General features: G+C 35.4%; 16 protein-coding genes and 2 pseudogenes. 11 read left to right on the top strand and 7 right to left on the bottom strand.

Annotation, left to right across the window (positions count from 1 at the left end):
• Window positions 1-469 precede the first annotated feature (469 nt).
• Window positions 470-6,235, top strand: a complete 5,766-nt coding sequence (locus tag VKJ25_RS05665) for a response regulator (protein WP_324235652.1) — start codon at window positions 470-472, stop codon at window positions 6,233-6,235.
• A 221-nt stretch (window positions 6,236-6,456) separates the two neighbouring features.
• Window positions 6,457-7,617: an IscS subfamily cysteine desulfurase gene (locus VKJ25_RS05670; protein WP_324235653.1), complete on the top strand. Its 1,161-nt coding sequence runs from the start codon at window positions 6,457-6,459 to the stop codon at window positions 7,615-7,617.
• Window positions 7,618-7,914: 297 nt separating this feature from the next.
• On the opposite strand, the gene hflX is transcribed toward VKJ25_RS05670, so the two are convergent.
• From hflX to VKJ25_RS05685, 3 genes are all read right to left on the bottom strand, one after another.
• The gene (hflX, locus tag VKJ25_RS05675) at window positions 7,915-9,639 is read right to left on the bottom strand and encodes a GTPase HflX (RefSeq protein ID WP_324235654.1); all 1,725 of its coding nucleotides are present in this window, start codon (window positions 9,637-9,639) and stop codon (window positions 7,915-7,917) included.
• A gap of 398 nt (window positions 9,640-10,037) precedes the next feature.
• The gene (locus tag VKJ25_RS05680) at window positions 10,038-10,517 is read right to left on the bottom strand and encodes a TerB family tellurite resistance protein (protein ID WP_324235655.1); all 480 of its coding nucleotides are present in this window, start codon (window positions 10,515-10,517) and stop codon (window positions 10,038-10,040) included.
• A gap of 110 nt (window positions 10,518-10,627) precedes the next feature.
• Window positions 10,628-11,476, bottom strand: a complete 849-nt coding sequence (locus VKJ25_RS05685) for a hypothetical protein (protein WP_324235656.1) — start codon at window positions 11,474-11,476, stop codon at window positions 10,628-10,630.
• A gap of 366 nt (window positions 11,477-11,842) precedes the next feature.
• On the opposite strand from VKJ25_RS05685, the gene VKJ25_RS05690 reads away from it, so the two are divergent.
• The 4 genes and pseudogenes from VKJ25_RS05690 (at window position 11,843) to VKJ25_RS05705 (ending at window position 15,921) form a co-directional block, all read left to right on the top strand.
• Window positions 11,843-13,039 (top strand): DNA methyltransferase, encoded by a 1,197-nt coding sequence (locus VKJ25_RS05690; protein WP_324235657.1) that lies wholly within the window; start codon window positions 11,843-11,845, stop codon window positions 13,037-13,039.
• 79 nt (window positions 13,040-13,118) lie between these two features.
• Complete coding sequence (locus VKJ25_RS05695) at window positions 13,119-13,283, top strand: hypothetical protein (protein WP_324235658.1); 165 nt, start codon at window positions 13,119-13,121, stop codon at window positions 13,281-13,283.
• A gap of 153 nt (window positions 13,284-13,436) precedes the next feature.
• Window positions 13,437-14,029 (top strand): annotated as a pseudogene (locus VKJ25_RS05700) (Bpu10I family restriction endonuclease).
• 110 nt (window positions 14,030-14,139) lie between these two features.
• Window positions 14,140-15,921, top strand: a complete 1,782-nt coding sequence (locus tag VKJ25_RS05705) for a DEAD/DEAH box helicase (RefSeq protein ID WP_324235659.1) — start codon at window positions 14,140-14,142, stop codon at window positions 15,919-15,921.
• Between the two features lie 83 nt (window positions 15,922-16,004).
• Here VKJ25_RS05705 and VKJ25_RS05710 read toward each other — a convergent pair whose 3' ends face one another.
• Window positions 16,005-16,727, bottom strand: coding sequence for a hypothetical protein (locus VKJ25_RS05710; protein ID WP_324235660.1), 723 nt, complete (start codon window positions 16,725-16,727; stop codon window positions 16,005-16,007).
• A gap of 241 nt (window positions 16,728-16,968) precedes the next feature.
• Window positions 16,969-17,094 carry a hypothetical protein gene (locus tag VKJ25_RS05715; RefSeq protein WP_324235661.1) on the bottom strand — a complete coding sequence of 42 codons (126 nt, stop codon included), beginning with the start codon at window positions 17,092-17,094 and terminating at the stop codon, window positions 16,969-16,971.
• Between the two features lie 261 nt (window positions 17,095-17,355).
• Between VKJ25_RS05715 and VKJ25_RS05720 the strand changes: the two genes are divergently transcribed.
• A complete protein-coding gene (locus VKJ25_RS05720) occupies window positions 17,356-17,481 on the top strand; it encodes a hypothetical protein (RefSeq protein ID WP_324235662.1) in 126 nt (41 codons plus the stop codon).
• 142 nt (window positions 17,482-17,623) lie between these two features.
• Here VKJ25_RS05720 and VKJ25_RS05725 read toward each other — a convergent pair whose 3' ends face one another.
• Both VKJ25_RS05725 and VKJ25_RS24460 read right to left on the bottom strand, forming a co-directional pair.
• On the bottom strand, window positions 17,624-19,444 hold the full coding sequence (locus VKJ25_RS05725; RefSeq protein WP_375340302.1) for a protein kinase domain-containing protein: 1,821 nt from the start codon (window positions 19,442-19,444) through the stop codon (window positions 17,624-17,626).
• A 6-nt stretch (window positions 19,445-19,450) separates the two neighbouring features.
• On the bottom strand, window positions 19,451-19,648 hold the full coding sequence (locus VKJ25_RS24460; protein WP_375340303.1) for a DUF1622 domain-containing protein: 198 nt from the start codon (window positions 19,646-19,648) through the stop codon (window positions 19,451-19,453).
• 700 nt (window positions 19,649-20,348) lie between these two features.
• Between VKJ25_RS24460 and VKJ25_RS05730 the strand changes: the two genes are divergently transcribed.
• From VKJ25_RS05730 to VKJ25_RS05745, 4 genes and pseudogenes are all read left to right on the top strand, one after another.
• Entirely contained in the window at window positions 20,349-20,930 is a 582-nt protein-coding gene (locus VKJ25_RS05730; protein WP_324235664.1) for a hypothetical protein, read from the top strand.
• A 539-nt stretch (window positions 20,931-21,469) separates the two neighbouring features.
• A pseudogene (locus VKJ25_RS05735) lies at window positions 21,470-22,251 on the top strand (ABC transporter permease).
• Between the two features lie 800 nt (window positions 22,252-23,051).
• Complete coding sequence (locus tag VKJ25_RS05740; RefSeq protein WP_324235665.1) at window positions 23,052-23,801, top strand: hypothetical protein; 750 nt, start codon at window positions 23,052-23,054, stop codon at window positions 23,799-23,801.
• Window positions 23,802-24,226: 425 nt separating this feature from the next.
• Window positions 24,227-25,581, top strand: a 1,355-nt coding sequence (locus VKJ25_RS05745; protein ID WP_324235666.1) for a mechanosensitive ion channel family protein, incomplete at its 3' end; no start/stop codon positions are given.

Genomic DNA, 25,581 nt, shown 5'->3' on the forward strand with positions numbered 1-25,581 from the left:
ATGTGGTTTAAATGTTTAACAGCTTATGGAAATTGCTATATTAAAATCTAATATACTATAAAGAATATACATTGACTAAATTCATGTTAAATGATAGGATAAAACGTTAAAAAATATTAGTATTTTTATATGTTCTTTTTAGGCTTAATCTTTGTGTAAAGTTTCACCATACTTTTACCATTAACTTCAAAGACTGGTCTAAAAAAGAATCAAACGATCAGGTGCAGACTATTACATTAACTAAGTTTCAGACCCTTATGATTAATTAAGGAAGTCTATGTTTCAATTTATATATTGCTTGTTAATAATGACCTCCCTAATTAATATTTAAAATGATTAGCTGCAAAATGTGGGGATTAACATTAATTTAAAAAATATTTTGGGAATAGAGGTCGGTATGACCAAGAAGTTATATTTCTCTCACCAAAGGAAATCTCCAAAATTTCATTATTTGGGACAAAAGCCCACATTGACAATTTTTAGTAAACACCATCATAGTAACTGCAAGATGTTTATTCCCTCCATCAGTCAAGCTATTGATTATCATCCCCTTACCACTTTACCTGAAACTCCTGTAGAAGATGTAATTGTCTCTATGAGTAGTACAGGTTCAAGTTGTGCACTTATTATAGAAAAATCTGATTCTGCTGATGCTATAAAGACAGCAGAATCAGCCAATAATAGTACGGAACCCTCAGACCTCAAGCCAAGTGATAATTTTAACTGTTCCGATAGAAAAGCAAAATCTATAGGGCCAGTCATTGGTATATTTACTGAGCGAGATTTGGTACAGTTAGCCTCTATTGGCGCTCCTCTGAGTGGATTCCCAATTTCTAAAATTATGATTCGCTCCATCATAACAGCTCGACTATCGGAAATTCAAGATATTTTTGCTCTCTTTGCACTATTGGAAAAACATCAAATTAGCCATTTACCAATTGTTAATGACTCAGAGGAACTAATTGGTCTAGTTACTGGTCATAGTTTTATTCTCAATCAGCTTGAGATAAATAACAAAACTAAAAAATCAATAACTAAAAATGAAAAAAGACCACATCTTGACCAGAATGGTATCGTAAATCAAGAATTGGAAACTGAGAAAAAAATCTTAAAAGATCAGAATAATTCACCATTATATTTAAAAACAAGTTTCAACTCATCTTTACAATTACCAGGGAGCTTAATCCAAATTAGTCAGCTTGAACAAAGCTATAAATCTCAAGTTGTTCAAGCTACATCATCTGCTTCAATTAGGCACATTACTCAATTAATGTTTGCCCATAATGTTAATTATATTTTGATTACAGAAAACAAGTCTAGAATTCAGACAGATAGTCATCCCAAAAAACCAAATTCACAGCCTCAAAAATCCAGCAAACTTATAGGTACAATTAGTACCAAAGATATAGTACAATTACAGGCATTAAATATAGACTTTAATATAACTAAAGCGGAAGTAGTTTGTAATAATTTACCAGTTTTAATACGCTCCCAGGCAAGTATAGAAGTAGCTTTAGGATTAATGCAAAAAAGATATTTCCTAGTACCTCTAATTGTGCAAGGTTCTACAGGAAAAATAGTTGATTTGATAACTCCTGGGAAAATTATTCAAAAAATATTTTTAAGTAAATCATTATATCAATCATTAATTCGCTTACATAATTATATAGAACAAGTATCTATTCAATTACATCAAGCCGATGAAAAACTTAAGCAATCTGCTATTCAACGGAAAAAATTACAAGAAACTTACTCAAAAATACAAGATATTTCAGCTCTAGCTATTGAAGGAAATCAAGATGGAATTTGGGATTGGAACATCAAAACTAATGAAATATTTTACTCTTCTCAGTGGAAAAAAATGTTGGGTTATGAAGAGGATGAAATTTCCCATAATATTGATGAATGGTTGAATAGAGTTCATCCAGAGGATATAGAAAAAGTTAGTGCTGCTATTCAAGAACATTTATCTAAAAAAAATCCTGCTTATCGAATAGAATATCGAATTAAATGCAAAGATAATAATTTTATCTGGGTTCTTGACAGGGGAAAAGCATTATGGAAATTAGGAGGCCCTGTGAGAATGGTGGGTACTTTTGTTAATATTACTAAGGTAAAAGAAAGAGAAATACAACAACGGTTGCAAACAAAAAATCATAGGGAAGTAATTAATAATTTTCCGGAAATAGTGTGGCAAACCGATGGGCAAGGGAAGTTGATTTTTTTAAATGATAAATGGGAAAAAATTACAGGTTTTACAACTGAAAATAGCTTAGGGAAAAGTTTTTTAGATTATATTCATCCAGAAGATATATATAAGTTAAGTTATCCAACAGAAGATCATGTAGAAAATACAGGTTCAAACAAATTAGTTGCAGGTTGCTATCAATTAAAATTGTTAACCAAAAATGGCGAATATTGTCCAATAGAAATGAAAAGTACATTGGTGATTGATAGCGAAAATAATATTAATGGTATGATCAGTACCCTAACTGATATTTCTGCAAATATTGCTAGTAAAGAACTTTTGCAATCAAGTGAAAAAGCAATCAGAGAACTTTATGAAGTTACTTCAGTTGGAGATAGTTCTTTTGAAGGTCGAATAGTTGCATTATTAGAAATGGGATGCCGTCGGTTTGATATGGAAATAGGTTTATTAGGGCAAGTTCTAGGAGAACGTTATGAAGTTATTGCAGCTCATTTACCAGACAACTTCTTATTTGGGATAGCTAAGGGAGATGCTTTCACCTTAGAACAAATCTTTGATCGAGAAGTATTGCGACACAATGATCCACTCGTGATTGAATCAGCTAAAGACTCTCAGTGGCGACATCATCCAGCTTATACGGTGCGTCGCGTGGCATCTTATATGGGTACAAAAGTTTTTGTCTCAGGAAGAGTTTATGGGACTCTCAGTTTTACCAGTCGCGTTGCCAAGAAGAAATGGAATTCAACGGATATAGAGGTTTTAAAACTAATGGCAACTTATATTGGTAGTGAGTTGTTGCGACAAGATGAGACAGAAGCATTGAGAACAAAATATCAGCACTTCTTATTACTGAAACAAATTACCCAAGAAATTCGTTCTAAGTTAGATACTAAAGAGATTGTTCAGACTACTGCTATCCAAATTGGACGAGTATTTGGAGTTAATCGTTGTTCTATTCATGGTTATGTTACTGATCCCTACCCACACCTTCCTTGTGTGGCAGAATATTTGGAAGCAAATTATGAATCAACACTGGATTTAGATATTGCTGTTACTTACAATTCTCATACGGAAAAATTATTAGCAGAAGATAAAGCGATCGCTTCTCCAGATGTATTTTCAGACTTGCTTTTAAAGTCATCTGCACCAATGTATCGGAGGTTAAAAGTTAGGTCGATGTTGGCAGTTCGGACCTCTTATCAAGGACAACCAAATGGCATTATTAATCTTCATCAATGTGATTATATGCGTCAGTGGAAACAGGATGAAATAGACTTGTTAGAAGAGGTGGCATCCCAGGTAGGATTAACATTAGCTCAAGCCCAAATTTTAGAGTCAGAAGTTAATCATAAACAAGAATTAGAAGCTCATAATAAAGCTTTAGAACAAGCTCGACAAGCAGCAGAAGTAGCTAACCGTGCTAAAAGCGAATTTTTGGCAATGATGAGTCACGAAATTAGAACTCCAATGAATGGTGTAATTGGGATGACAAGTTTGTTATTAGATATGGATTTAACTATTGAACAACGAGATTTTGTGGAGACTATTCGCACCAGTGGAGATGCACTATTAACTATTATTAATGACATTCTTGACTTTACTAAAATTGAGTCTGGAAAACTGGAATTAGAACAAAATCCTTTAGATATTAGAAACTGTGTTGAAGAAGCTCTAGAATTATTAGCACCAAGGGCAGCACATAAAAAATTAGAACTGGCTTGTTTGATTGATGATGCAGTGCCAGAAATGATTGTAGGAGATGTGACTAGGCTACGACAAGTGTTGGTAAACTTACTAGGAAATGCTGTTAAATTCACAGAAACAGGAGAAGTAGTTGTTTATGTTAGTGCTAGAAAAATGAGTGATATTTATCAAGAAAACAATGTAGAAATAAATTACGAAGAAATATCTAACTTTATTGCTCCTGGTAAAATCACAGGTAATTATGAAATAGAATTTGCAGTTAAGGATACAGGTATTGGTATTCCTAGAGACCGAATGGATAGATTGTTTAAAGCTTTTTCTCAAGTAGATGCTTCTACAACTAGACAATATGGTGGTACAGGTTTAGGATTAGCAATTAGTCAAAGATTGAGTGAGATGATGGATGGTCAAATGTGGGTGGTTTCTCAATCAGTAGAAATAAACAATTTGCTAGGACAGAAAAAACCCAACTCACTGTTAAAAGTTAATCATAAAAATGGCAATGGCAACACTAATGGCAGAATAAATCAAGAGACTGGCGAGCATATTGAGACTAATGATTTTATGGTGAATATTGCTGGAAATCCACCATCTCATTTTGTTAAACCAAAACCAGGAAAGAAAGGTTCAACCTTTTATTTTACTATTAAAGCTAAAGCAATTACAATGCCAGTCCATGAAGAAAATGATAGTTTCTTAAAAGGTAAGGAGATATTAATTGTAGAAAATCATCCGGTTAATCAAGAGGTAATAAAACAACAGGTTCAGTCATGGGAAATGACACCTGTAGTTGCTAGTTCTGCTATTCAAGCTTTAGGTTGGTTGGAACAAGGAAAAACTTTTGATATTGGGATTATTGCGATGAATCTTCCAGATATGGATGGGTTGACATTAGCTAGAAAAATTCGGAAATTGGAAACTAAACAAAATTCAAAACAAAGTAGCAATTCTGAGGCATTTTTACCGTTAATAATGTTCACCTATATTGACAAAGCAGAAGTTTTACGAGAATTGCAGGATGCCACAGTGAGTCTAGTTGGATTTGTGAATAAACCAGTCAAACAATCTCAGTTTTATAATGTTTTACTGCAAGTATTTGGAACTACAGAAACAGGAGAAGTTGATGCCAAAACTCCCAGTGCAGGTGTGAAATATTTCCAAGACTTGAGCGATAAAAGTAGCGATCGCGGTAATATCCGTATATTGTTAGCAGAAGACAATGTTGTCAATCAAAAAGTAGCAGTTCATTTACTAGAAAGAATAGGTTATCGTGCAGATGTGGTGGCGAATGGAATAGAAGTCTTGGATGCTCTCAAACGAGTCCCCTACGATGTGGTATTGATGGATGTGCAAATGCCTAATATGGATGGAATAGAAGCAACTCAAAAAATATGTGAGATTTACTCTGAAGAAAAACGTCCTTGGATTATTGCGATGACAGCTAATGCGATGCAGGGCGATCGCGAGAAATGTCTAAATGCTGGTATGGATGATTATGTGACTAAACCTATTCATCGCGAAAAATTAGCACAAGCATTAAGCAGGTTCAAACCAAAACGAAACAAAACATCCCAATCTACCACTGATTCAACAAATGGAGTCGGTAGTGATTCATCATTTGCAAGTTCGACATTAGTGAAGATAGCTCCTCCCTCTCCTCAAAGGGGAGACGCTCCGAGGGGGAGAGGCGGAGAGAGGGAAAATCAAAAAACAATTCCTCAAAAAGAGGAACCTACTAATGGTAAAGTCAAGTCAACGGCTCCATTGGAGAAAATAATATCGGCAAAAAGTGCATTACCTGTTCTTGTACCTAAGAATACAGAAAAAGATTCACAGAAATTAGTAGAAGTTGATAATTTAATTGATGTGGATGCAAAGGATATGCAACTTACTGAAGAAACTACAGCGTTAAATTTAGATTTCTTAGACAAGATTTTAGAATCAAACGATGATCAAAAATCAGCACTCGATCCCAAAGTTATAGAAGACTTTCGCTCTCTTTATGATGATGAACCAGATACTCTAGCTATTTTAATACAAGACTATCTTCTTGACGGGGAGAAACATATAAGTACAATTAGGAAGTCTATCAAAAAACATGATTATAAAGCACTAAAAGGAGCTGCTCATACATTTAAGTCTAGTAGTTCTTTATTAGGAGCAATTAATTTTTCTAAATTCTGTGAAGAGTTAGAATACATGGCTCGTGAGGTGATTGAGTTGGGAGCAGATTTTAATATGGAAAAAGCTATGAAAATCTTGTCAGAAAGTGAAAATGAATGGGAAAAAGTTCAAGAAGAGTTAAGTCAGGAGATGGGGTGATGGGGTGATGGGGTGATGGCTTGCCAAGGAATTTATTCCTTGGCTCAAAGCTAAAGTCCCTGGGACTAATCTCACCTTCCACAAACCCGGTTTCTTCAAGAAACCGGGTTTGTTCCCAGGAAGGAGCCTCACTGTTTCGCTGGGCTGTTCATATTGCACAGCTCCGACCCAGGAGCCTAACGCTAATAACTGATAACTGATAACTGATAACTGAAAAAGCTATGTTAAAACATCCTATATATCTTGACTACAATGCTACTACCCCCGTTGATGAACGAGTATTAAAAACAATGTTGCCTTACTTCACCGAACATTTTGGCAACCCTGCTAGTATCACTCATCAATATGGTTGGGAAGCAGAAGCAGCAGTGAAAAAAGCTAGAGAAATTTTAGCTTCAGCTATTAATGCTACTCCTGAAGAAATTATCTTTACCAGTGGTGCAACCGAAGCTAATAATTTAGCTATTAAAGGAATAGCTGAAGCTTACTTCAATAAAGGCAAACATATTATTACTATTGTCACCGAACATAATGCTGTTCTCGACCCTTGTCAATACTTACAAAATTTGGGATTTGAAGTTAGTTATTTGCCTGTAAATACAGATGGAATTATTGATTTGAATGTTCTCCAAACAGCTTTGCGAAAAGATACAATTATTGTATCTGTTATGGCAGCAAATAATGAAATTGGTGTCTTACAACCTTTGGCAAAAATAGGAGAAATATGCAAAGAAAATTCCATAATTTTTCATACTGATGCTGCCCAAGCTATTGGTAAAATTCCTTTAGATGTGCAGGCAATGAATATTGATTTAATGTCATTAACTGCCCATAAAATTTATGGACCAAAAGGTATTGGTGCTATCTATGTACGTCGTCGTTCTCCGAGAGTAAAATTAGCCTCTCAAATACATGGGGGAGGACATGAACGGGGGATGCGTTCTGGTACTTTGTGTACGCCTCAAATAGTCGGGTTTGGGAAAGCGGTGGCAGTCGCATTAGCAGAAATGGACTCCGAAGCAAAACGGTTAACCATTTTGCGACAAAGATTATGGAATAAGTTGCAAATATTAGAAAATATTTTTCTTAACGGACATCCGACTCAGCGTTTGCCAGGAAATTTTAATATTAGTGTGGAGGGTGTCGATGGACAAGCGTTATTATTGGGATTACGATCTGTAGTGGCGGTTTCTTCAGGTTCCGCTTGCTCTTCTGCTAAGGTTGCCCCTTCCCATGTATTGCAAGCTTTAGGCCGTTCAGAAAAGTTAGCTTATGCTTCTGTGCGTTTTGGTATTGGGCGGTTTAATACTGCGGAAGAGATAGATATAGTGGCCGAACAGGCGATCGCTACAATTACAGCATTACGCGGAAGTCAGAAGTAATCTTTGATATCAAATCCGGTAGTATCGGTATTTAAGGAAGAAGGAAGAAGCTTTAATATCAAATACCCGAAATATGCTGAAAACCGTAGGGGTTTGGTCTCCAAACCCTTCAGAACATGGTAGTTTTGGTGTTGGGTTGAGGCACGAAACCCAACCTACGCCAGCTACGCCAGCAGATTTAATATAACATACAGTTCCCAAAAAATCCGATTTATGGGGAATCGTAGCCAGTGGATTTGATATACTCGTAAACAAAATACTTTCTGCCTTCTGCCTTCTGCCTCCTGCCTTCTTCCTTCAAGAAGCGATCGCATAATCAATAAGTTGCCCTAGTCGCTGACGCAAAGTTTCTAAACCAAGCGCTTTCGCAGCAGAAATAAATACTGCCATTGGATATTCTTCGTGAGCAAGTCTTAAAGTCTCTCCATCTACTTCATCAATTTTATTAAAAGCAACTAAAGCAGGTCCTGGAGTTTCTGGCATTTCTGCCAAAATATTCATCACAGAACGTATTTGACTTTGCCAAGCAGGATGAGACAAATCAACCACATGAAGCAAAGCATCTGCATCTGTTACTTCTTCCAAAGTTGCTCGAAAAGCATCCATCAAAGTAGGAGGCAGTTCGTGAATGAACCCTACTGTGTCAGTAATCACAATTGTAGTTGGTTTACCTGTAACCGTATCAGGAACATTCAAACGACGAGTAATAGGATCGAGAGTAGCAAACAATTTGTCTGCTGCATAAACTTCTGAATTTGTCAATGTATTTAATAATGTAGACTTACCAGCATTCGTATATCCAACTATTGCTACTGTTGGTACTTCCTGACGCTGACGATGTTGCCGGAGACGGGAACGGTGCGCTTGTAACTGATTGACTTCTTTCTGTAACCGAGAAATTCTAGCATTAATTGCCCGACGTTCTGTTTCCAACTTAGTTTCACCAGGTCCCCTAGTTCCGATACCACCACCAAGACGAGACATCGCTTCACCTCTACCTGTGAGACGGGGAATAGTATATTCTAGTTGAGCAAGTTCCACTTGTAATTTTCCAGCACGAGACTGAGCCCGTTGGGCAAAAATATCCAGAATAACTTCGGTGCGGTCTACAACTCTCACACCAATTCTGGTTTCTAGGTTCCGTACCTGAGCAGGGGAAAGGTCGCGGTCAAATACAACCAGATTAGCTCCCACAGTTTGAACGCTCAGAGCAATTTCTTGAACTTTACCATCTCCAACAACAGTTTGGGGATGGGGATGCGATCGCTTCTGATGTACTGTGTTTAAGACTTGACCTCCAGCAGTATCTACTAATCTAGTTAATTCTAACAATCCATCTTCAAATTGCTGATTTGTCATTTTATCAGTTTTTATCCCCACCAGCAATACTAAGTCTTGGTCAGAATCAACTTCTTGAGCAATAAATTCCCGTTCAAATTCGGCTTCTAGTCCATCAATTAAGTCGATAAAATCTTGTTTGGCCACCATATCCAGACTGAGAGGAGGTGACACACTCCAAAAATTCATATCTTGAAGATTGGTATTTGCACGTTCGTTTGTGGGAATGGGTAACAGGTGAGCTAAATAAGCTTGTTTTATGTAACCTGTAGCTCCTCCACCGCGACGTTTAAATCCTTCACCAGTTAGAGTCAGCATTACTAGAGCATCTAGTCGTTGAATTACCATTGCTGTCAGAGCAACTTCCGAAGGTACTTCTGGTTTGAGGTTAGTCGCAATACAACGAATACCACTGAGACGACTTGCACCATAACGAGGTAATTCCAATGGTGGAATTTGGGTTTGGTGGGGTGTACCTATTCCCACCCGAATAATTTGTCCCCTGCGGTTAATGTATACGCAGACTGGTTGGCCAACTTCTGTGCTGATGGCAGCGACTCTTTGGGCAAATTCCGAAGTAGTTAGGCGATCGCCTGGTAGTCGCTGATGGTACAATTTTTGCAATTGTTTAAGTTGGTTAGATTTTAGACCTTGTAGATTTCCGTAAATAGTTTCGATAGGCATTCAGCCACATTTTCGTGGCCCCTCTGTATATTTTCTTTTTAATATTATAAATATATCGCAATCCTAAATAGGTTGTGAGGAGTTTGAGTGTGGGAGGTGTCGGGAGATTTGGTAATGGTTGAAAATAGAACATTTTTTTTCTTTTTTCTACGGAATTAAAGGGATCAGAATTGGTAAATTTACCTTTAATTCTCAATTTTACTAGACTGACACAAATAATTTTGTGTATGAGGTTGGGTTTATGTAAATCTTGGAGTCAGCATGAAAATTCTCAATGAAACCCGCCCCTACTTTTGTGTATGAGGTTGGGGTTTATGTAAATATTAGAGTCGGTTTCCATTCTCAGATTAGTTGTAGTTGAGACAGGAAACTCTAGATTCAGGAACTAACGCTTGAGTTTAGTAAGGAGCGCCATCAGGGAACAACAGACCTATCCGTTTTTCTCGCACCTGAGCTTCTTCAACACAAATTTCCTTGAGAGAATCCACAACTTCTTTTTCCAACCCTAGTTTTTCTGCTATTTGGTAAATTTTAGCCATTTCATCTGGGTGTAATTCTCCATCAGCGCTACAAGTCTTAATCGCCAGATAAATAACTGTACGACGACCAGCATTATTGACAGCATCTGCTTGACTTAAAACATCAATTACATCCTCATCCGCTTGGTAAGTTTGAGCTAATTCATATCCATTACTGCGGAGTGCAGCAGCACGACCAACAATCCAATTTCTTTCTTCTGGTGCTAGTACCCCATCTGCTTTAGAACAAATAAGAACTGATTTGATAATAGTTTCATGGTCTTTAGGTGATGGGACACTTTTGAAGCCATACATTTCATCAACCAACCACAACTTAGAATCTTGTTCTATATCAGACATAGTTTAATGTTCCATTTTTAATTTTTGACTGCCACTACCATCATACAATATGATAGAAAATGTTAATTTTTGAGAGTGTAAATAATTATTACGGTAGTAACGTTTTCCTCTTAAGACTTTAGCGCAACAGTTATTTCTCCAGGAAGACGCATAATACTTTTATTGCCATCAAATAATATGCGTCCGTGTTGTTGTAGAACTATTGCCTGAGTTTGTGCATCTAGAATTTTAGCGATCGCTCCCTCTAATTTCCTTGGCGATAAATACTCTCGATCAACTACTTCTGAAGAGATAAGATATTCAAAAGAAATCTTTCCTTCCACATTTTTGAATCCTGCATCCTGAAGAAACTGATAAAATTCTTGGCGCATCAAAAAATGTCGATTTGCAACAGCATCCATCGCTCCTATTAAACTATCCTTTACCCTAGTTATTTCTCGAAATTCATCCCTTTCTTGAATATCATCGAAAAGAAAACCAGGATTAATAAACATCCCACTAGGTTTAAGCGCTTGAAACAAATTAGTATATAGCTGATGCTGTTTTTGGGCAGAAATTTCGTGAGTTCCACTCTTAATAACAACACGATCAAAGCAATTTATTGGTAATTTCTCTCCAGACTGGATATCTCTCATGGAAAGTACATCTCCGTTGATGATATTAACTCCGTCTACATCAATATAAGAACGTGCTAAGTCAGTCTGTACAGAAGAATATTCAAGCAAAGTAATGCCAGGAAGATTGATATTCTGACGTAAACAGTAGTCAACCATGCGATGAGTCAAGTTTCCATTTCCACCCATTGCATCTAGTACATTCTCTGCATTTTCTAAATTTAGAAGCTTAACAAATGATTGTAGAAAGTCCTCATCAAAACCGTTAATCCGATCCTGGTTATATTTTCCCACAATATCGTATGTGGTTTGTTTGTTAGTAGTGCAAGTATTTTGTAGATTCATTACTAATAAGAGTAAATATTCCCAGCCATAAATTTTTTTTAGGACTTACACGGGAGGCACTATATATAGAGTTTTGGTCTGTTAGTCTACGGCTAACGCACCCTACCAATAGCGTTCATGCGTAAGTCCTGTTTTTGTTATTTTAACTTATAACTGGTGGAAAGATAGTGATCGCTCTTGATTATAAAGCTTTACAAATATCAAAATCCGTATTTTATGATAAAATTTAGACTGTGAAAGGCATTACTCATGGACCCAAAAGAGAAACCTGGTTTATTGACCTAATTATTATTCGTTCTCACGAAATTTAGTCAATCTACATGGTTTCTACATAAGTCTTATCTTTAATTAAAAGGATAGTAATAATTGGCAGAATTTGACCGACCTATTTCCCAAAAAATTCTAGATATTACTAATAAAAAAAGAAGTAATTTATTTACCTGGAGAGGTCAATTTTCTCCAGAGCTAATCGAGACTATTCTCAAAGTTTATTGTTTACCAAATTCAGTTGTTCTCGATCCTTTTGCTGGTAGTGGAACTGTTTTATTAGAAGCTGGCTCTTTTTCTCTAGAAGCTTATGGATGTGATATTAATCCTGTCGCTTGGATTTTTGGGAAAATTTATGAGTTGATTAATCAACCTCAGAAAAAAGAACTTTTAAGTCAAGTAAGAAAAATTTTAGATAAAGAGTTTCCCATAAGAATATTATTTGACCATGAAAAAGAGGTTGAATGTTTACCAGAAAAAGTTTCAAATGTTAGGGATAAATTAGATAAAAATGCCAAGGAAATATTTGATATTTTGATAATTTTAGTTGATGGAGAAAAATCTAATATTACTAATGAGTTAATTCAAAGTAAATTTTATGAATTAGTAAAACTGATTCAAAATTTACCAAACTCCAGTAAAACGATAAAAGCTTATTTATCTGATGCCAGATTACTCCCGATTTCAGATAATAAAATAGATTTTGTTGTAACTTCACCACCTTATATTAATGTGTTTAATTATCATCAAAATTATAGAAAAGCTGCGGAAATGTTAGGATGGGATTTGCTCAAAATTGCTAAATCAGAAATTGGTTCAAATAGGGCAAATAGAGGAAATCGTTTTTATACTGTGGTTCAATATTGTCTGGATATAGCAGAGACTTTAAAAGAGCTTTCAAGAGTATGCAAAAAAGATGCTCGTTTAGTTTTTGTTGTTGGGTATGAATCAAATGTATTAGGAGTTCCTTTTTATAATGCTGATATTATTGAGAGGATTGCTATTGAGTCTGGTTTGTATAGGAAAGTTTTAAGACAAAAGCGCAGTTTTAAAAATAAGTTTGGAAAAATTATTAGGGAAGATTTAATTAACTTCTACAATTTAAAACCAGAATTAACGATAGAGTTTATAGATAATGTAGCGAGAGAAGTTGCGATAGATGCTTTAAAAAATGCTATATCTGTAGTTTCAAGCCAAAATTATAAGTTGTTAGAAAATTCTATTGGAAAAGTTCCATATTTAGAAAGAACGCCGAAGTTAAATTTACAGCAGATTCCCACGATAAAATCTTTGTAATACAGGCATCTTGCCTGTGAGAGATGTACCTGAAAAGATCAAAAAAATTATTACCAAAAAAACAGTAAAAAATAAAATTATGCCTGAATTTACCCAACCACATTATTCAAAGTTAATAGCTTGTTTAAATAATCCTCGCTTACCTGATTCTGACCGAGATAGATTAGAAGAAGCTATCAGGAAATACCATCACTGGATAGATGAATTAAAATTGGTTAAAAGTGGTCAAACTAATACTGTCTAAAAATTAGTAGCAGCTACAAATAAATACAAACGTTTTATTGAACTAGATTTAATATTTGATAGCTCAGAAAATTTTCTTTACAGACAGAAAGGACAATTAAAATTAGATAATACAATTTTAGAAGAGTTTTTACCTCAACTTGTATTCCGAAGCTTGCAAGGAATAGATGATTCTTTTGAGTTAGGTCCGAGAAATACATTTTCTGGGCTGAGTTTTTGTCATCTTTAACTAATTCTGGTATAGGTGGTCAACCATCTATTAGGTCTAAAGATCAAGACTTTATTTTAGGCAAAAAATTATACTTAAAAACATCTTTAGACGCAAATTTTCAAGATTATAAACTAATCGAATCCCACCTTGGTTATATATGTGCAGAATGCAAAACTAATTTAGATAAAACCATGTTTCAAGAAGCAGTTGCTACTAGCAAAGATTTAAAAATAGCTGTTCCTGGTTCTCTATACTTTTTGATTTGTGAATTTCTAGATATGACACCAGTTTCTATTGTATCAACTCAGATTGATGATGTTTTAATAGTGCGTAAATCAAAGCGTCTTTCTGCTAATATTAGACAAGAACATAAAACACCGGAGGCAAGACATATTCATAGACAAGAATATGCAGAATTTTTAGATGCTTCAAAATATTATCCTGATGTTTTTCAAAGGATGATTGATAAAATTCAAGTATTAATTGATAATAGTAATCCATCTCTAAATAAAGTTTTAAATCAAGGGTATTTTTAAGTAAGTGTAATACCAATTTGTTAAAGCTTTATACTGAGTTTATCCCCCCAACCCCCCTTGGTAAGGAGGGCTTAAGAATTAAGATTTGTTTTTTTTATTAAAAAGGTATAATGTATCGTCAACCAACTATCTCATTCGATCGCGGCACTCTCATTCTCCATCCCCCACCCCAGGGAAAAGCTTGGATAGACTACGCTACCTGGGATGACAGAGTAGAAAAATTCCGAGTCCGAGCCATAGACTATCGCCCTTTAGTGGAACTCTTAAAAGCAGAAAACATCAATTTTGTTGACAAAGCTAAAGAGTTTGCACCCCTAGAACTTATTCCTAGTTTCGAGATGCCACCCTATCCTCATCAGGAAGCTGCTTTGAAAGCTTGGAAACAGTCGGGTAGAAATGGAGTTGTGGTTCTCCCCACTGCTTCTGGGAAAACATATTTGGCACAACTGGCAATGCAAGCGACTCCCCGCAGTACCCTGGTGGTTGTACCAACTCTCGACTTGATGCACCAATGGTATGCTCATTTAAACGCTGCTTTTCCTGACGTGGAGGTGGGGTTACTGGGAGGGGGTTCTAGGGATAAAACCCCCATTTTAGTCGCGACTTATGATAGTGCGACTATTCATGCGGAAGCGATCGGCAATAAATATGCTCTCTTAGTTTTCGATGAATGTCACCACTTACCTACTGATTTTTATCGGGTCATTGCTGAATATGCGATCGCTCCTTATCGTCTGGGTTTGACGGCAACTCCTAACCGTTCTGATGGTCGTCATTCGGACCTAGATCATTTAATCGGACCTACTGTTTTCAGCAAAACTCCGGAAGAGTTAGCGGGTGCTGCTTTAGCTGACCATAAAATTGTACAAATAATGGTTAAACTTTCGGAACAGGAACGGCAAGAATATAACAATTTAATGACAATTAGAAACGACTTTTTAAAACAGGCAAATATTAAATTAGGAGGGATGAATGGTTGGAAACATTTTGTTATAGCTAGTGCTCGTTCTGCTGCTGGTCGTCGAGCGATGTTAGCTCATCGTCAAGCTAAAGAAATTGCTCTTGGGACTGAGGGAAAGTTACGAACTCTTGCTAATTTATTGGCTCAACATTTCCCAGAACGGACTTTAATTTTTACAGCAGATAATGCTACGGTTTATCGAATTTCTCGTGACTTTTTAATTCCAGCAATTACTCATCAAACTCCTGTGAAAGAACGCCATGAAGTTTTAAGTAAATTTCGGACTGGGGAATATAAAACTATTGTTGCTTCTCATGTTTTAAATGAAGGTGTTGATGTGCCAGATGCGAGGGTAGCAATTATTTTGTCTGGTACGGGTAGCGAACGAGAATATATTCAAAGATTGGGTCGAGTTTTGCGTCGAGGTAGCGATAAAAATAAGTTAGCAATTTTGTATGAAGTTGTGACTGAAAATACCACGGAGGAGCAAACTTCTCGCAGACGGAGAGGTGGAATTAGGCGAAGAAAGTCGCCTCAAGCTGAAGATAAAAAACCGGAAAAATCGGCATTTCAGCAGTTAGAAATTGTGAGGCCGGAACCGGATTATGGAGTTAATAATCCGGCGGCTAAACTGGCTGCTGAACCAGGAGCAAAATACAGAAATGGGAAAACAAATAATGTCAAAAAATCTGTTAAATCTGAAGATAAAAAAACGGAAAAATCAGAAATTAAACAGTTAAAAATTATCAAACCAGAACTTAATTATGGAATTAATAATCCGGCTGCTAAACTGGCTGCCGAACCAGGAGCAAAATATGGAAATGAGAAAAAAAATAATGTAAATAGTAGGGAAAATCAGTCAGAAATCAAAGAAGATAAAAATTTAGAATCAGGATTTAACAATGATATTAATTTAGAAGAATTTTTCTAATTTGTAATAGTTTTCTGATCATCATTTTGTTGCCAGCATTCAGCCGTCAGCTAACAGTTAAAAGCTGAATGCTTACATTTTATTTAATTTTGGCAATACTTCTGATAAATATTGATGTAATTTCTGATAATATCTACAGCTCCTGGGCGCATATTTCTGTTTTCGGAACTAAACTCTTGTTCTACAGAATTAAAAGTTTGATAAACCTGACACCAACTATTCATACCACCACGAAAATACTTTTGCGCCACAACTAAGCTATTTATTACAGCAACGGCAAAATCTTTTTCGTTCTCAGTTAATGCTTTATCTGTTAAATTTAAGGCATTTATTTCTAGTTCTTTATCCCTGATTTGGAAATTTTCTTCAATGGCAAATCTTTGTCTAAATGCCAATAAATAACCTAATGATAATGCCTCTTCTGCTGTCAGAATAGAGGGAGTAATTTCTGTGTATTTAATTCCATATTTAATAGATAGGTAGCCCAAATAAATTTCCGTATAATAATTATTATGAAACCAACCATTTTTTTTCACAGATGTCATAATTAACTGATTAATAATTGCCACTCTAACATCATTAGAAAGATCGGGATCGCCTAAAGCGTTTATCGTTTTGATATCAAAGCCATCTTTAATAACGTGTTGCACAATTTCCACATCTTGATAAGCTTCACCAAAAAACGTAGAAGTTAATGGACTATCTGCTAATGCTGGGGAAGTAGTTAATAAAAGGTGGAAACAGGTGACAGTAGCTCCTGTAATTCCCACAAAACTTAGTTTCATCAAATTTTTGAGATTTAACATAAATTCCAATCCTGAATACTTCTAATTCATATTTTAACAAACTCTTTTTTTAGTTATCAGTTATCAGTAAGGAAGAAGGAGGTAGTATCGGTAGAATTGAAGACCGTAGGGGTTTGGTCTCCAAACCCGCCACCGTTGGCAATGACAAATAATCATGCACAGTTTGAGCTGTGTCAGTCCAGTAGGGATTTCCTAGTATTAGCTTAGAATATACCATACCCAAATTATTTTGGGTAGAAGCTCATTTTTCAGGAAATGCTTCTTTAGTAAAAACTTCTAAAACATTATAGTAAGTGGCAATAGCTATTTCTAAATTTTTAACAGGATTACCTTTGATGCGATCGCGATAAGTATTGGCTAAATTCATTTTAGTGTTCCCATAAAATTATGAGTAATTATGGGGAGTAAAAATTTGCCAAGCTCTTTGATAATATTCAATTGATTTTTCCAAGTTTTCTTGGTGATCGCCACGCAGTCTTTCAGAGTAAATAAACCCTAAAGTATTTTGACTTTTTGTCCACTCTTTCGGAAATTTTTCTTTTGTGAAAATTTCTAAAGAAACTTCTTTATTAACTCAAAAAACTCAATCAAGTCCTAGTTGTTGTCCCACCTCCTCCATAGAAATGGAATGAAACCTTCTGCTTCTTATTGGGCAAGCGATCGCTACACCAACATTTCTTCAATTTCTGGCAAAACCTCCACTAAAGCAGGAGCAAAAGAAGAAAAAAATCTGGTAGTGGCGCGTCCAGCTTGAAAATGTGAGGCGCAAAACCTAACCCCCCAACCCGCTTCCCAGAAGCGCTTTGGGGGAGAGGTCTTCACTTGTTGCTCGCTCCTAACCTACCATTCTAAGCTTGACACGCCACTACGTTTACAAAAACAACTTCTGCCTTCTCCTAGAAACCCAACCTGCGCAAAATAGGAATCACAATATAGTGACTCACACCCAGACAAAAACCACTAACACAACCTAACAAACTGAAAAAAGCGATACTCCCAAAAAACTGTAATAAATTAGGTTGATTTTGATTCAGAAAAATAAACCTTAAAAATAACTTGGGAAATATATCTAATTGTTCCAAACCAACAAAAATGATCGCTGTCAAACCAGTAACCAACAACCCATAAACCAAACGATCCTTCTTTAAACCCAAACCCAAAGTAGTAAAACCAGTTGCGATCCCCACAGACAACTTACCCATCACTTCTAAAATAATTAAATCCTCTGTTGTCGTGTAAACACTGCTAGCAGCTTGAGAAAATTGCCAACATAACCTACCCAAAACATAACCTGTCATTCCCATCAATGCAGCTGGCAAATAATGACGACGCTGACCAAAACTTCCCACATCAGTTAAACCAACTCCCATTCCCAAACCTGCTAAACCAAAAACTATGATTTCCCGACTAATGCTCAAAGGAACATCTGATACCACCAACCAATAATTAGTAAATATATCAGAAAAGCGATCGCCAACTCCAGACCAATAAGCTAAAATTAACCCAAATATCGCTCCCACACCGCCCCCAACTCCTCCCACGATCATTCCCCAAGTTGTATCAACAGAACCTGCAACTATTTGATTAACAACTTGGAAGAAAATGCGATAAAGTCTACCAATATTCTCCCCCAAAGTGAGCAACTGAGGCTGCAATAAATTTTGCACTTTTGCCCAAACAGCAGATATTCCCAGAGACCTCCTTTCCTGTCGATAAATTTTAGCCAAACGGACTTGAACTTCTGCTGCGGTAGCTGGTCGTTGGGCGGCATCTAAACGAACCATATCATCTAACAAGTCAGCCAAAGCTGGATTAACAGGTTTTAACTCTCGCCATTTCAGTTCACCAGTAGAGGGGTCTTCCAGTTCCGCTGGATATTGACCAGTTAATAAATGAATAAAAGTGCGACCTAAAGCATAAAAATCTGTAAAAGGACCTATTTCCTCTCCAGTAATTTGTTCTGGGGGACTATATCCAGGAGAAATTAACCGAGTTGTACTGCGTTGGGCCACAGTTTCTCTAGGTTGAATTTTATAATTATCTATTTGTTTGACTCCGCCAAAGTCAATAATTACTAATTGACCTTGATTTTTTCTTTGATGATGAAAAAAGCTCCGGGATAATTTTGTTAGGGAAGAAACTTCCACTCCTCGCAACATTAAATTAGATGGTTTAATATCTCTGTGGATAATTTTCCGGCGGTGCAGTTCCAATAAAATTTGTACAGCTTGAAAAAGCCAGTCAATGACAAAAATATCAGGACATCCTTGGGGGTGTTTTTCTACTATATCTTCTAGGGTACAACCATCTATTTTTTCCATAACCAGGCAGGGTAAAAATAGTTGGTTAGAATGGCCATTTGCTGAGTGACTATTTCGCCTGCGGAGGTAAAAATAGTTGTCTGGTTCTACTTTGGGAATACCTGAATGATTTAAGCTAGCTAACACTGAAGCTTCTTGGTCGAATAGTTCCAGAGCTTTAGGGGAAGTTTCGACTAATACTTTGAGAATACGCTCGGTTTGGTTTTTTTTGTCCCAAACAGTGTATATTTTAGCAAATCCACCTGTACTGATTCGTCGCAAGGGTATATAGCGATCGTTTAGTAGAAGCGGAGTTCCACAACTTTGACAAAATTTATTCCCCCATGCCTGGATTGGATTTGGACAATGGGGGTTTATACAACGGATTTTTGATGATAGGGACTGATGCACAACCATCTATAATTATTCATCGGATTTATTTTTTTCTTCTAACTCTTCTATTTCTTTTTCCAGAAAAAAGTTAAGAAAAGTACGGATCCCAGCAATAGCAGATAAATTACTAATATTATTCCAATTTGGGGATATGATTAATATACAACTTACGCAGGCGAACCCAGAAACCCGGTACGAGCGTGGATATTTATTGTCAAAAACAATGATTTACTGTAGAAACCTGGTTTCTTTGCATAACTCCTGTATTAATTAATAATTAATAATGGATAATTCATAATTATTGCTCTGCTGATTAAAGATAAGGGAACTCGGTTTTCGCATTTCAAATGAAAATACTAGGAATCATTGATCGTTAAGTAGGTAGATGCAAATAAACGTCACTATGTAACAAAATGTTAAGGCAGTTGAAAATCTACTCAAAGGTTTGGATTTACAAAAATTTGTTTATATACTATATTTAGAGTTTTGACACATAAGTAACTTCCTCGACAACCCTTTTATCAACAAAAAGTAGTTGATGGGTTCCGAGTAGATGAGAGTGGAAAATTGGAGTAATTGCATAATTACTGATACAATTTCCCAACTTACTAGAAAGTCATACAGAAATCTTAAGCGATTTACTAATAGGGATCAAAAAAATCCATAGTCATTGTATCACAACAATAGACTAGAGGAAAGTAAGAGGCCGGACTCAAAGGACGTGCCTCAAAATTATAGACCAAATATCCAGAATATAACTCAATCATATAGAAAAGTTATAAAATCATTATTTTTTGCTTTCTATACAAGTAGAATACTGTCAAATATTGATTAATGAATCCTGAAGGATATATCCCTAAGAAAAGCTAATTAACTAAACTAAATCGAAATCAAAATCAATCGAACCAACAAAAAAGGAAGTAAGACCATGAAAATCAAAACCAAACTACATACTGATGCCGTTAAGGAAGCATTGCTTTCTTTGTCTGATATAGAATTTTATAATATTATTGAAGACTGGCTTGATAGAATAGCTCAAGATTCTTGGGAAGGAGAATTATTAGATGAAATACAGTTTGCTTTAGGTTATGAATTAGAATCAAGAGAAACCCTAAAGTCTTATAAAAATTGGGATGAATTAATGTATGCTGAACCTGACTGTGAAAATGTATATTTAATTGCACCATCACCTTTAAAATTACGCAGACATTTAGATAGAATGGACTCACATTCTTTTTATCACAATGTAATCTATCTGGCTGGAAAAGCTTATGGTGATGGAGAGATAGGTAATCCACCAAATGCTTTTTGTGATGGTTATGAATTTATGGAAAATTTAGTTGCTAATCTGAGAAAAAATCAACCTGGTCCACAGAAAAGTTATTGTTTAGAAAGTTTACCATTTATAAATCAAATTCAGCCAAATGAACGGTTTTTTCAAATATCAGAACATTGGCGAAGCTATTGTGGAGGTAAGGTGACAGATTTTGTACTTTTAACTTCAAGTTAGGAAGCAAGAAGGAAGGAGGAAGAAAGAAAATACTCCCACTGTTTTGTTGGATAAAATATATGTAGGGGTTGGGTCTCCAAACCCTTTGAAAATACCCCTAAATCCCCCTTTGAAAGGGGGAGTTTTTTTTGAGATGTTTCTCTTTGGAAGGGGGGCTTTTTTTGAGATATTTTCCTTTGGGGCTTTTTTAAGAGTAAGGGAGCAAAATACTCCCACTGTTTTGTTGGATAAATAATTAAAAGTAAATATGTAGGGGTGGGGTTTCCCAACCCTTTATCCCCTTAAATCCCCCTTTGAAAGGGGGAGTTTTTTTTGAGATGTTTCCCTTTGGAAAGGGGGCTTTTTTTGAGATATTTTCCTTTGAAAAGAAGACTTTATTGTTAATTATCCCCCCTTTGAAAGGGGGGCAGGGGGGATAGAAAACTGAAACTCTTACCTGTTCCCTGTTCCCTAAAAATAACTAAATTTTTGACACAAATAAAATAGGATTGCTATATGATTGAAAATATTAGTAAATTGAAAAGTAAAGTCAAATCAAAATGAAACGATACTTACAAATATTAAAATTATTTTGGGGGCAGCGATCGCTGCTGAATTAGAATATCGCTTCAATTTTATTATTGCAGCTATTAGTAGTATTGGCAGTTTATTTGGTAGCTTATTTGGTTTATTTCTATTTTATAGAACTGGCTACAAATTTGAAGGTTGGAGTTGGGAAGAAGCTTTAATTATTCTCGCAATTTTTACTATTTTACAAGGTCTTTCCGCAACTTTTTTAATTCCTAATTTGAATCGAATAGTGGAACAGGTACAAGAAGGTACTCTAGATTTTGTTCTCCTTAAACCTATTAGTAGTCAATTTTGGCTTTCTACTCGAACAGTTTCTCCCTGGGGAATACCAGATATAATTTTTGGTACTTTTCTGTTAGGATATACTGGTAATAAACTAGGGTTAAGATTAAGCGATTATTTATTCAGTATAATGCCACTGTTCTGTGGAATAATTATTCTTTATAGTCTCTGGTTTATGTTGGGTTCTACCAGTATTTGGTTCGTCAAAATTTATAATGTAACAGAAGTCCTCAGAGGTTTATTAGAAGCAGGAAGATATCGAATGGGTGCTTACCCTAATGCTTATCGTTTCTTTTTTACTTTTCTTGTACCAGTGGCATTTTTAACTACTGTACCAGCTCAAGCTATATTAGGGAGGGTTGGAGGTAGTTGGATATTAGGTTCTTTTGTTTTAGCAGGTGGATTATTTTTTGCTTCTATTCAATTTTTGCGACTGGCTTTGCGCTATTATACAAGTGTTTCTAGTTAAAAAATAGGAAGTTTGGGGAGTGTGGGAAGTCTGGGAAAAAATCCGTCATTTTCTTGCCTCCTAATTCAGTAAAAATTAAGTAAAAGGTACTAAAAATTAATCGCTGATTATAGTGATATTAAATGATTTGTGACAGAAAAATTGTAGGGGTTTGGTCTCCCAACCCTAACATAAATGAGATTGGGAAACCCAACCCCGTTGGTTCAAATATTAAAAATTATTTAGGACTGGTATAGCTGTAAAAGATATGGAAAAAAATCAATTTTTAGATGAATTTGAAAAAAGTTTAGATTGGGAAGAATTACTAGGAAAAATCAAAGCAGAACTAGAAGAATAAATTTCTGAGAATTGATAAGTTATTATGATAATTATAAATAATTTGTGACAGAAAAATTGTAGGGGTTTGGTCTCCCAACCCTAACATAAATGAGATTGGGAAACCCAACCCCGTTGGAGCAAATGTTAGAACTTATTTAGGAATGGTATAGTTATAGAAAATACTGATAACTGATAATTGATTAGCTATGTAAAAAAATCAACTTTTAGATGAATTTGAAAAAAGTTTAGATTGGGAAGAATTACTAGGAAAAATCAAAGCAGTACCAGAAGAATAAATTTCTGAGAATTGATAAGTTATTATGATAATTATAAATAATTTGTGACAGAAAATTGTAGGGGTTTGGTCTCCCAACTCTAATATAAATCAGATTGGGATACCAAACCCCGTTGGATAAAATGTTAGAACTTATTTAGGAATGGTATAGTTATAGAAAATACTGATAATTGATAACTAATTAGCTATGGAAAAAAATCAATTTTTACATGAATTTGAAAAAAGTTTAGATTCGGAAGAATTACTAGAAAAAATCAAAGCAGAACAACAAGAAGAAGAAATTTATGAGGAAAAAATGTTTTCCCAGAAGCTCTTTATCATCTTGTTAACATCTATTTTAATGATAGAGGTAGGAATAGTTGTATATGCTCTACAAGCAAGTCAAAAAATAGTTATTGTTTCTCCAGAAGAAAAAGCTCTTTTAGAACAACAGCAAGCTGAAAAAGATATCAAAGAAGCAAAAAGACTATCTGCCACATCTAAAAGAACAATTAGATATCCTCCACTACCTTTAGCTACTTGGGAAGAAGCAGAAACAGACTTATTAGAATCAATTAAATTATTAGAAGAAATTCCTAAAGATACTACTGTCAAAAAAGAAGCTAATAAACTCTTGGCAATTTACCGTCAAGATTATCAGAATCTCCGCGAAAAACTAATTCTTGAAAAAACGGCAACTTCTAAATTATTTACTGCTAAAAAGTCAGCTATAGAAGCAAGTACAATTGTGCAAAATCCACCTCATCCTTTAGATGTTTGGCAAGAAGCTCAAACTAAATGGCAAGAGGCTATAAATTTACTTCAACAAATACCTCCAGATGCTTTTGTTGCTCCTGAAGCTTTAGAAAAATTAGACCTTTATCGAATTAACTATCGGGCAGTTACTACTCAATTGGAAAGAGGGAACAAGGAACAAGGAGCAGGGAATAAGCAATAGGCAATAGAGATAAGTCGTTGATTTTATTTTTGATTTTGGGAGTCGTCTAATAATCAGCATTAAAGTATCCTGTTTTATCCATAGATAATTGATAATTAGGGCTTACTAAAAAAGTCTTTTAGAAAGGGGGATAAGTCAGGATTAAACCCACCCATAACCCCTCCCAGGAGGGGAAGTCAGAAGTCATAATTTAGCTGGAGTGAGTGAGAAGTTAGTGGTCAGAATTATCCCTTGATTTTTTGGAAATAATTAGCTAAAAATCCTATAATTTTGAGAATTAAGACCTAAAAGCTTGCACTTTTTCCATACCTAAAAATGCTATAACTATTAGAATGTAAATACTTTCATCTTTAATCAGCAAACCCTAATTAGAGATGGTTTAATTATTCATTATTCATTATTCATTATTTTAGGAGACTTAAAAAATGTTAGCAGTACAAAACTTTTTAGTTATTATAGGAGAAATTGGTCTAATACTCTTGATTTTTGTGGCAGTTAATTGGTTAGTTAAACAAATTTTTGCACAACTAATTAAAGCTACTTCTAGCAAGAAAATTAAAATCACAATGCAGAAAATCCAAATGAGTACCCGAGCTGCATTAACTATAGGTAGTGCATTATTCGGTATACTCATATTAGGACTCAATAGTTGGCTCATATATCAGGGAGAAAACTTATTAGAATACACAAAGTCATTTATTAACAGTATACCTGAAGAATTTTGGGTGAATTTGGGTATGGGAGCAGGTAGAAGTTTGTTGTTGCTATTCTTATTAGCTGGAACTCAACCTTTGCTCCAACGTTTAATAGATAATCTCTGCGATCGCACCAAAAGATTTGAACATATTACAGCGAACGATGACAGTATAGAATCATTTTATGATTTTCTCAGTCTGAACTTAATTAACATTCTCTGGTTATCGAGTTTAGCTTTATGCACTCAATTTATCCAACTTCCAGAACTAATTACCCAGTATATGTTTATTGGTCTCAGAATATATGTCATTATTACAGTTGGCATACTTTTGGTTAAAGGTAATATTGTAATTATTGAGACCTTAAAAGCTCTAAGTGAAAAATACTCTGGTCCTAGCAGACTACTAAATTTATATAATAGCTTGAGTCATCTCATCCCTTTGTCAAAGCGTTGTCTAGAGTATGTAATATACCTGTCGATGGCAAGTCTAGTATTTCAGCAACTGGAGTTCATTTCCTACTTAGCCAAAATTGGTCCTAAAATCATACAAATTGTGGCTATATTTTATACCAGTCGTGTCATTGAGGAGGTAGGGAAACTTTTAGCGAGAAAACTGTTACTCAGTGATGACGAAGAGTCAGACGAAACTAGCAGGAAGAGAAGAGAGACTCTTTTGCCATTGTTTGATAGCACCCTCAAATATATAGTCTATCTTGGTGCAATGATTGGTATTCTTGGTGTCGTCGGGATCGATCCTACTCCTGTACTTGCAGGTGCTGGTATTCTGGGTTTGGGTGTGAGTATGGGAGCGCAAAGTATTGTTGAAGATGTGGTAGCTGGTTTATTTAATTTGTTTGAAGGTTACTACTTAGTTGGTGATTTTGTGGAGCTTGATGATATCAAAGGTTATGTTACTGCTATTGAGTTGAAAACTACTCGTATTAGTTTTGAGGATAAGGACTATATTATTCGTAATGGTGAAATTGGTAGCATTATTAACTATTCTAGATATAGTGAAGCAGTTGTCAGTGTTAATGTTAATTATGATGCTAATCTCAATCATGTTTACCAAGTTATAGAAGC

The organism is Okeania sp., from assembly GCF_035285525.1.
Lineage (GTDB): Bacteria > Cyanobacteriota > Cyanobacteriia > Cyanobacteriales > Microcoleaceae > Trichodesmium.

What these genes read in the sequence shown, in the direction of transcription:
- VKJ25_RS05670 (WP_324235653.1), top strand. Translation starts at nt 6,457, where the DNA reads ATGTTAAAACATCCTATATATCTTGACTACAATGCTACTACCCCCGTT.
- hflX (WP_324235654.1), bottom strand. Translation starts at nt 9,639, where the DNA reads ATGCCTATCGAAACTATTTACGGAAATCTACAAGGTCTAAAATCTAAC.
- VKJ25_RS05680 (WP_324235655.1), bottom strand. Translation starts at nt 10,517, where the DNA reads ATGTCTGATATAGAACAAGATTCTAAGTTGTGGTTGGTTGATGAAATG.
- VKJ25_RS05685 (WP_324235656.1), bottom strand. Translation starts at nt 11,476, where the DNA reads ATGAATCTACAAAATACTTGCACTACTAACAAACAAACCACATACGAT.
- VKJ25_RS05695 (WP_324235658.1), top strand. Translation starts at nt 13,119, where the DNA reads ATGCCTGAATTTACCCAACCACATTATTCAAAGTTAATAGCTTGTTTA.
- VKJ25_RS05705 (WP_324235659.1), top strand. Translation starts at nt 14,140, where the DNA reads ATGTATCGTCAACCAACTATCTCATTCGATCGCGGCACTCTCATTCTC.
- VKJ25_RS05710 (WP_324235660.1), bottom strand. Translation starts at nt 16,727, where the DNA reads ATGTTAAATCTCAAAAATTTGATGAAACTAAGTTTTGTGGGAATTACA.
- VKJ25_RS05715 (WP_324235661.1), bottom strand. Translation starts at nt 17,094, where the DNA reads ATGAATTTAGCCAATACTTATCGCGATCGCATCAAAGGTAATCCTGTT.
- VKJ25_RS05720 (WP_324235662.1), top strand. Translation starts at nt 17,356, where the DNA reads ATGAAACCTTCTGCTTCTTATTGGGCAAGCGATCGCTACACCAACATT.
- VKJ25_RS05725 (WP_375340302.1), bottom strand. Translation starts at nt 19,444, where the DNA reads ATGGTTGTGCATCAGTCCCTATCATCAAAAATCCGTTGTATAAACCCC.
- VKJ25_RS05730 (WP_324235664.1), top strand. Translation starts at nt 20,349, where the DNA reads ATGAAAATCAAAACCAAACTACATACTGATGCCGTTAAGGAAGCATTG.
- VKJ25_RS05740 (WP_324235665.1), top strand. Translation starts at nt 23,052, where the DNA reads ATGGAAAAAAATCAATTTTTACATGAATTTGAAAAAAGTTTAGATTCG.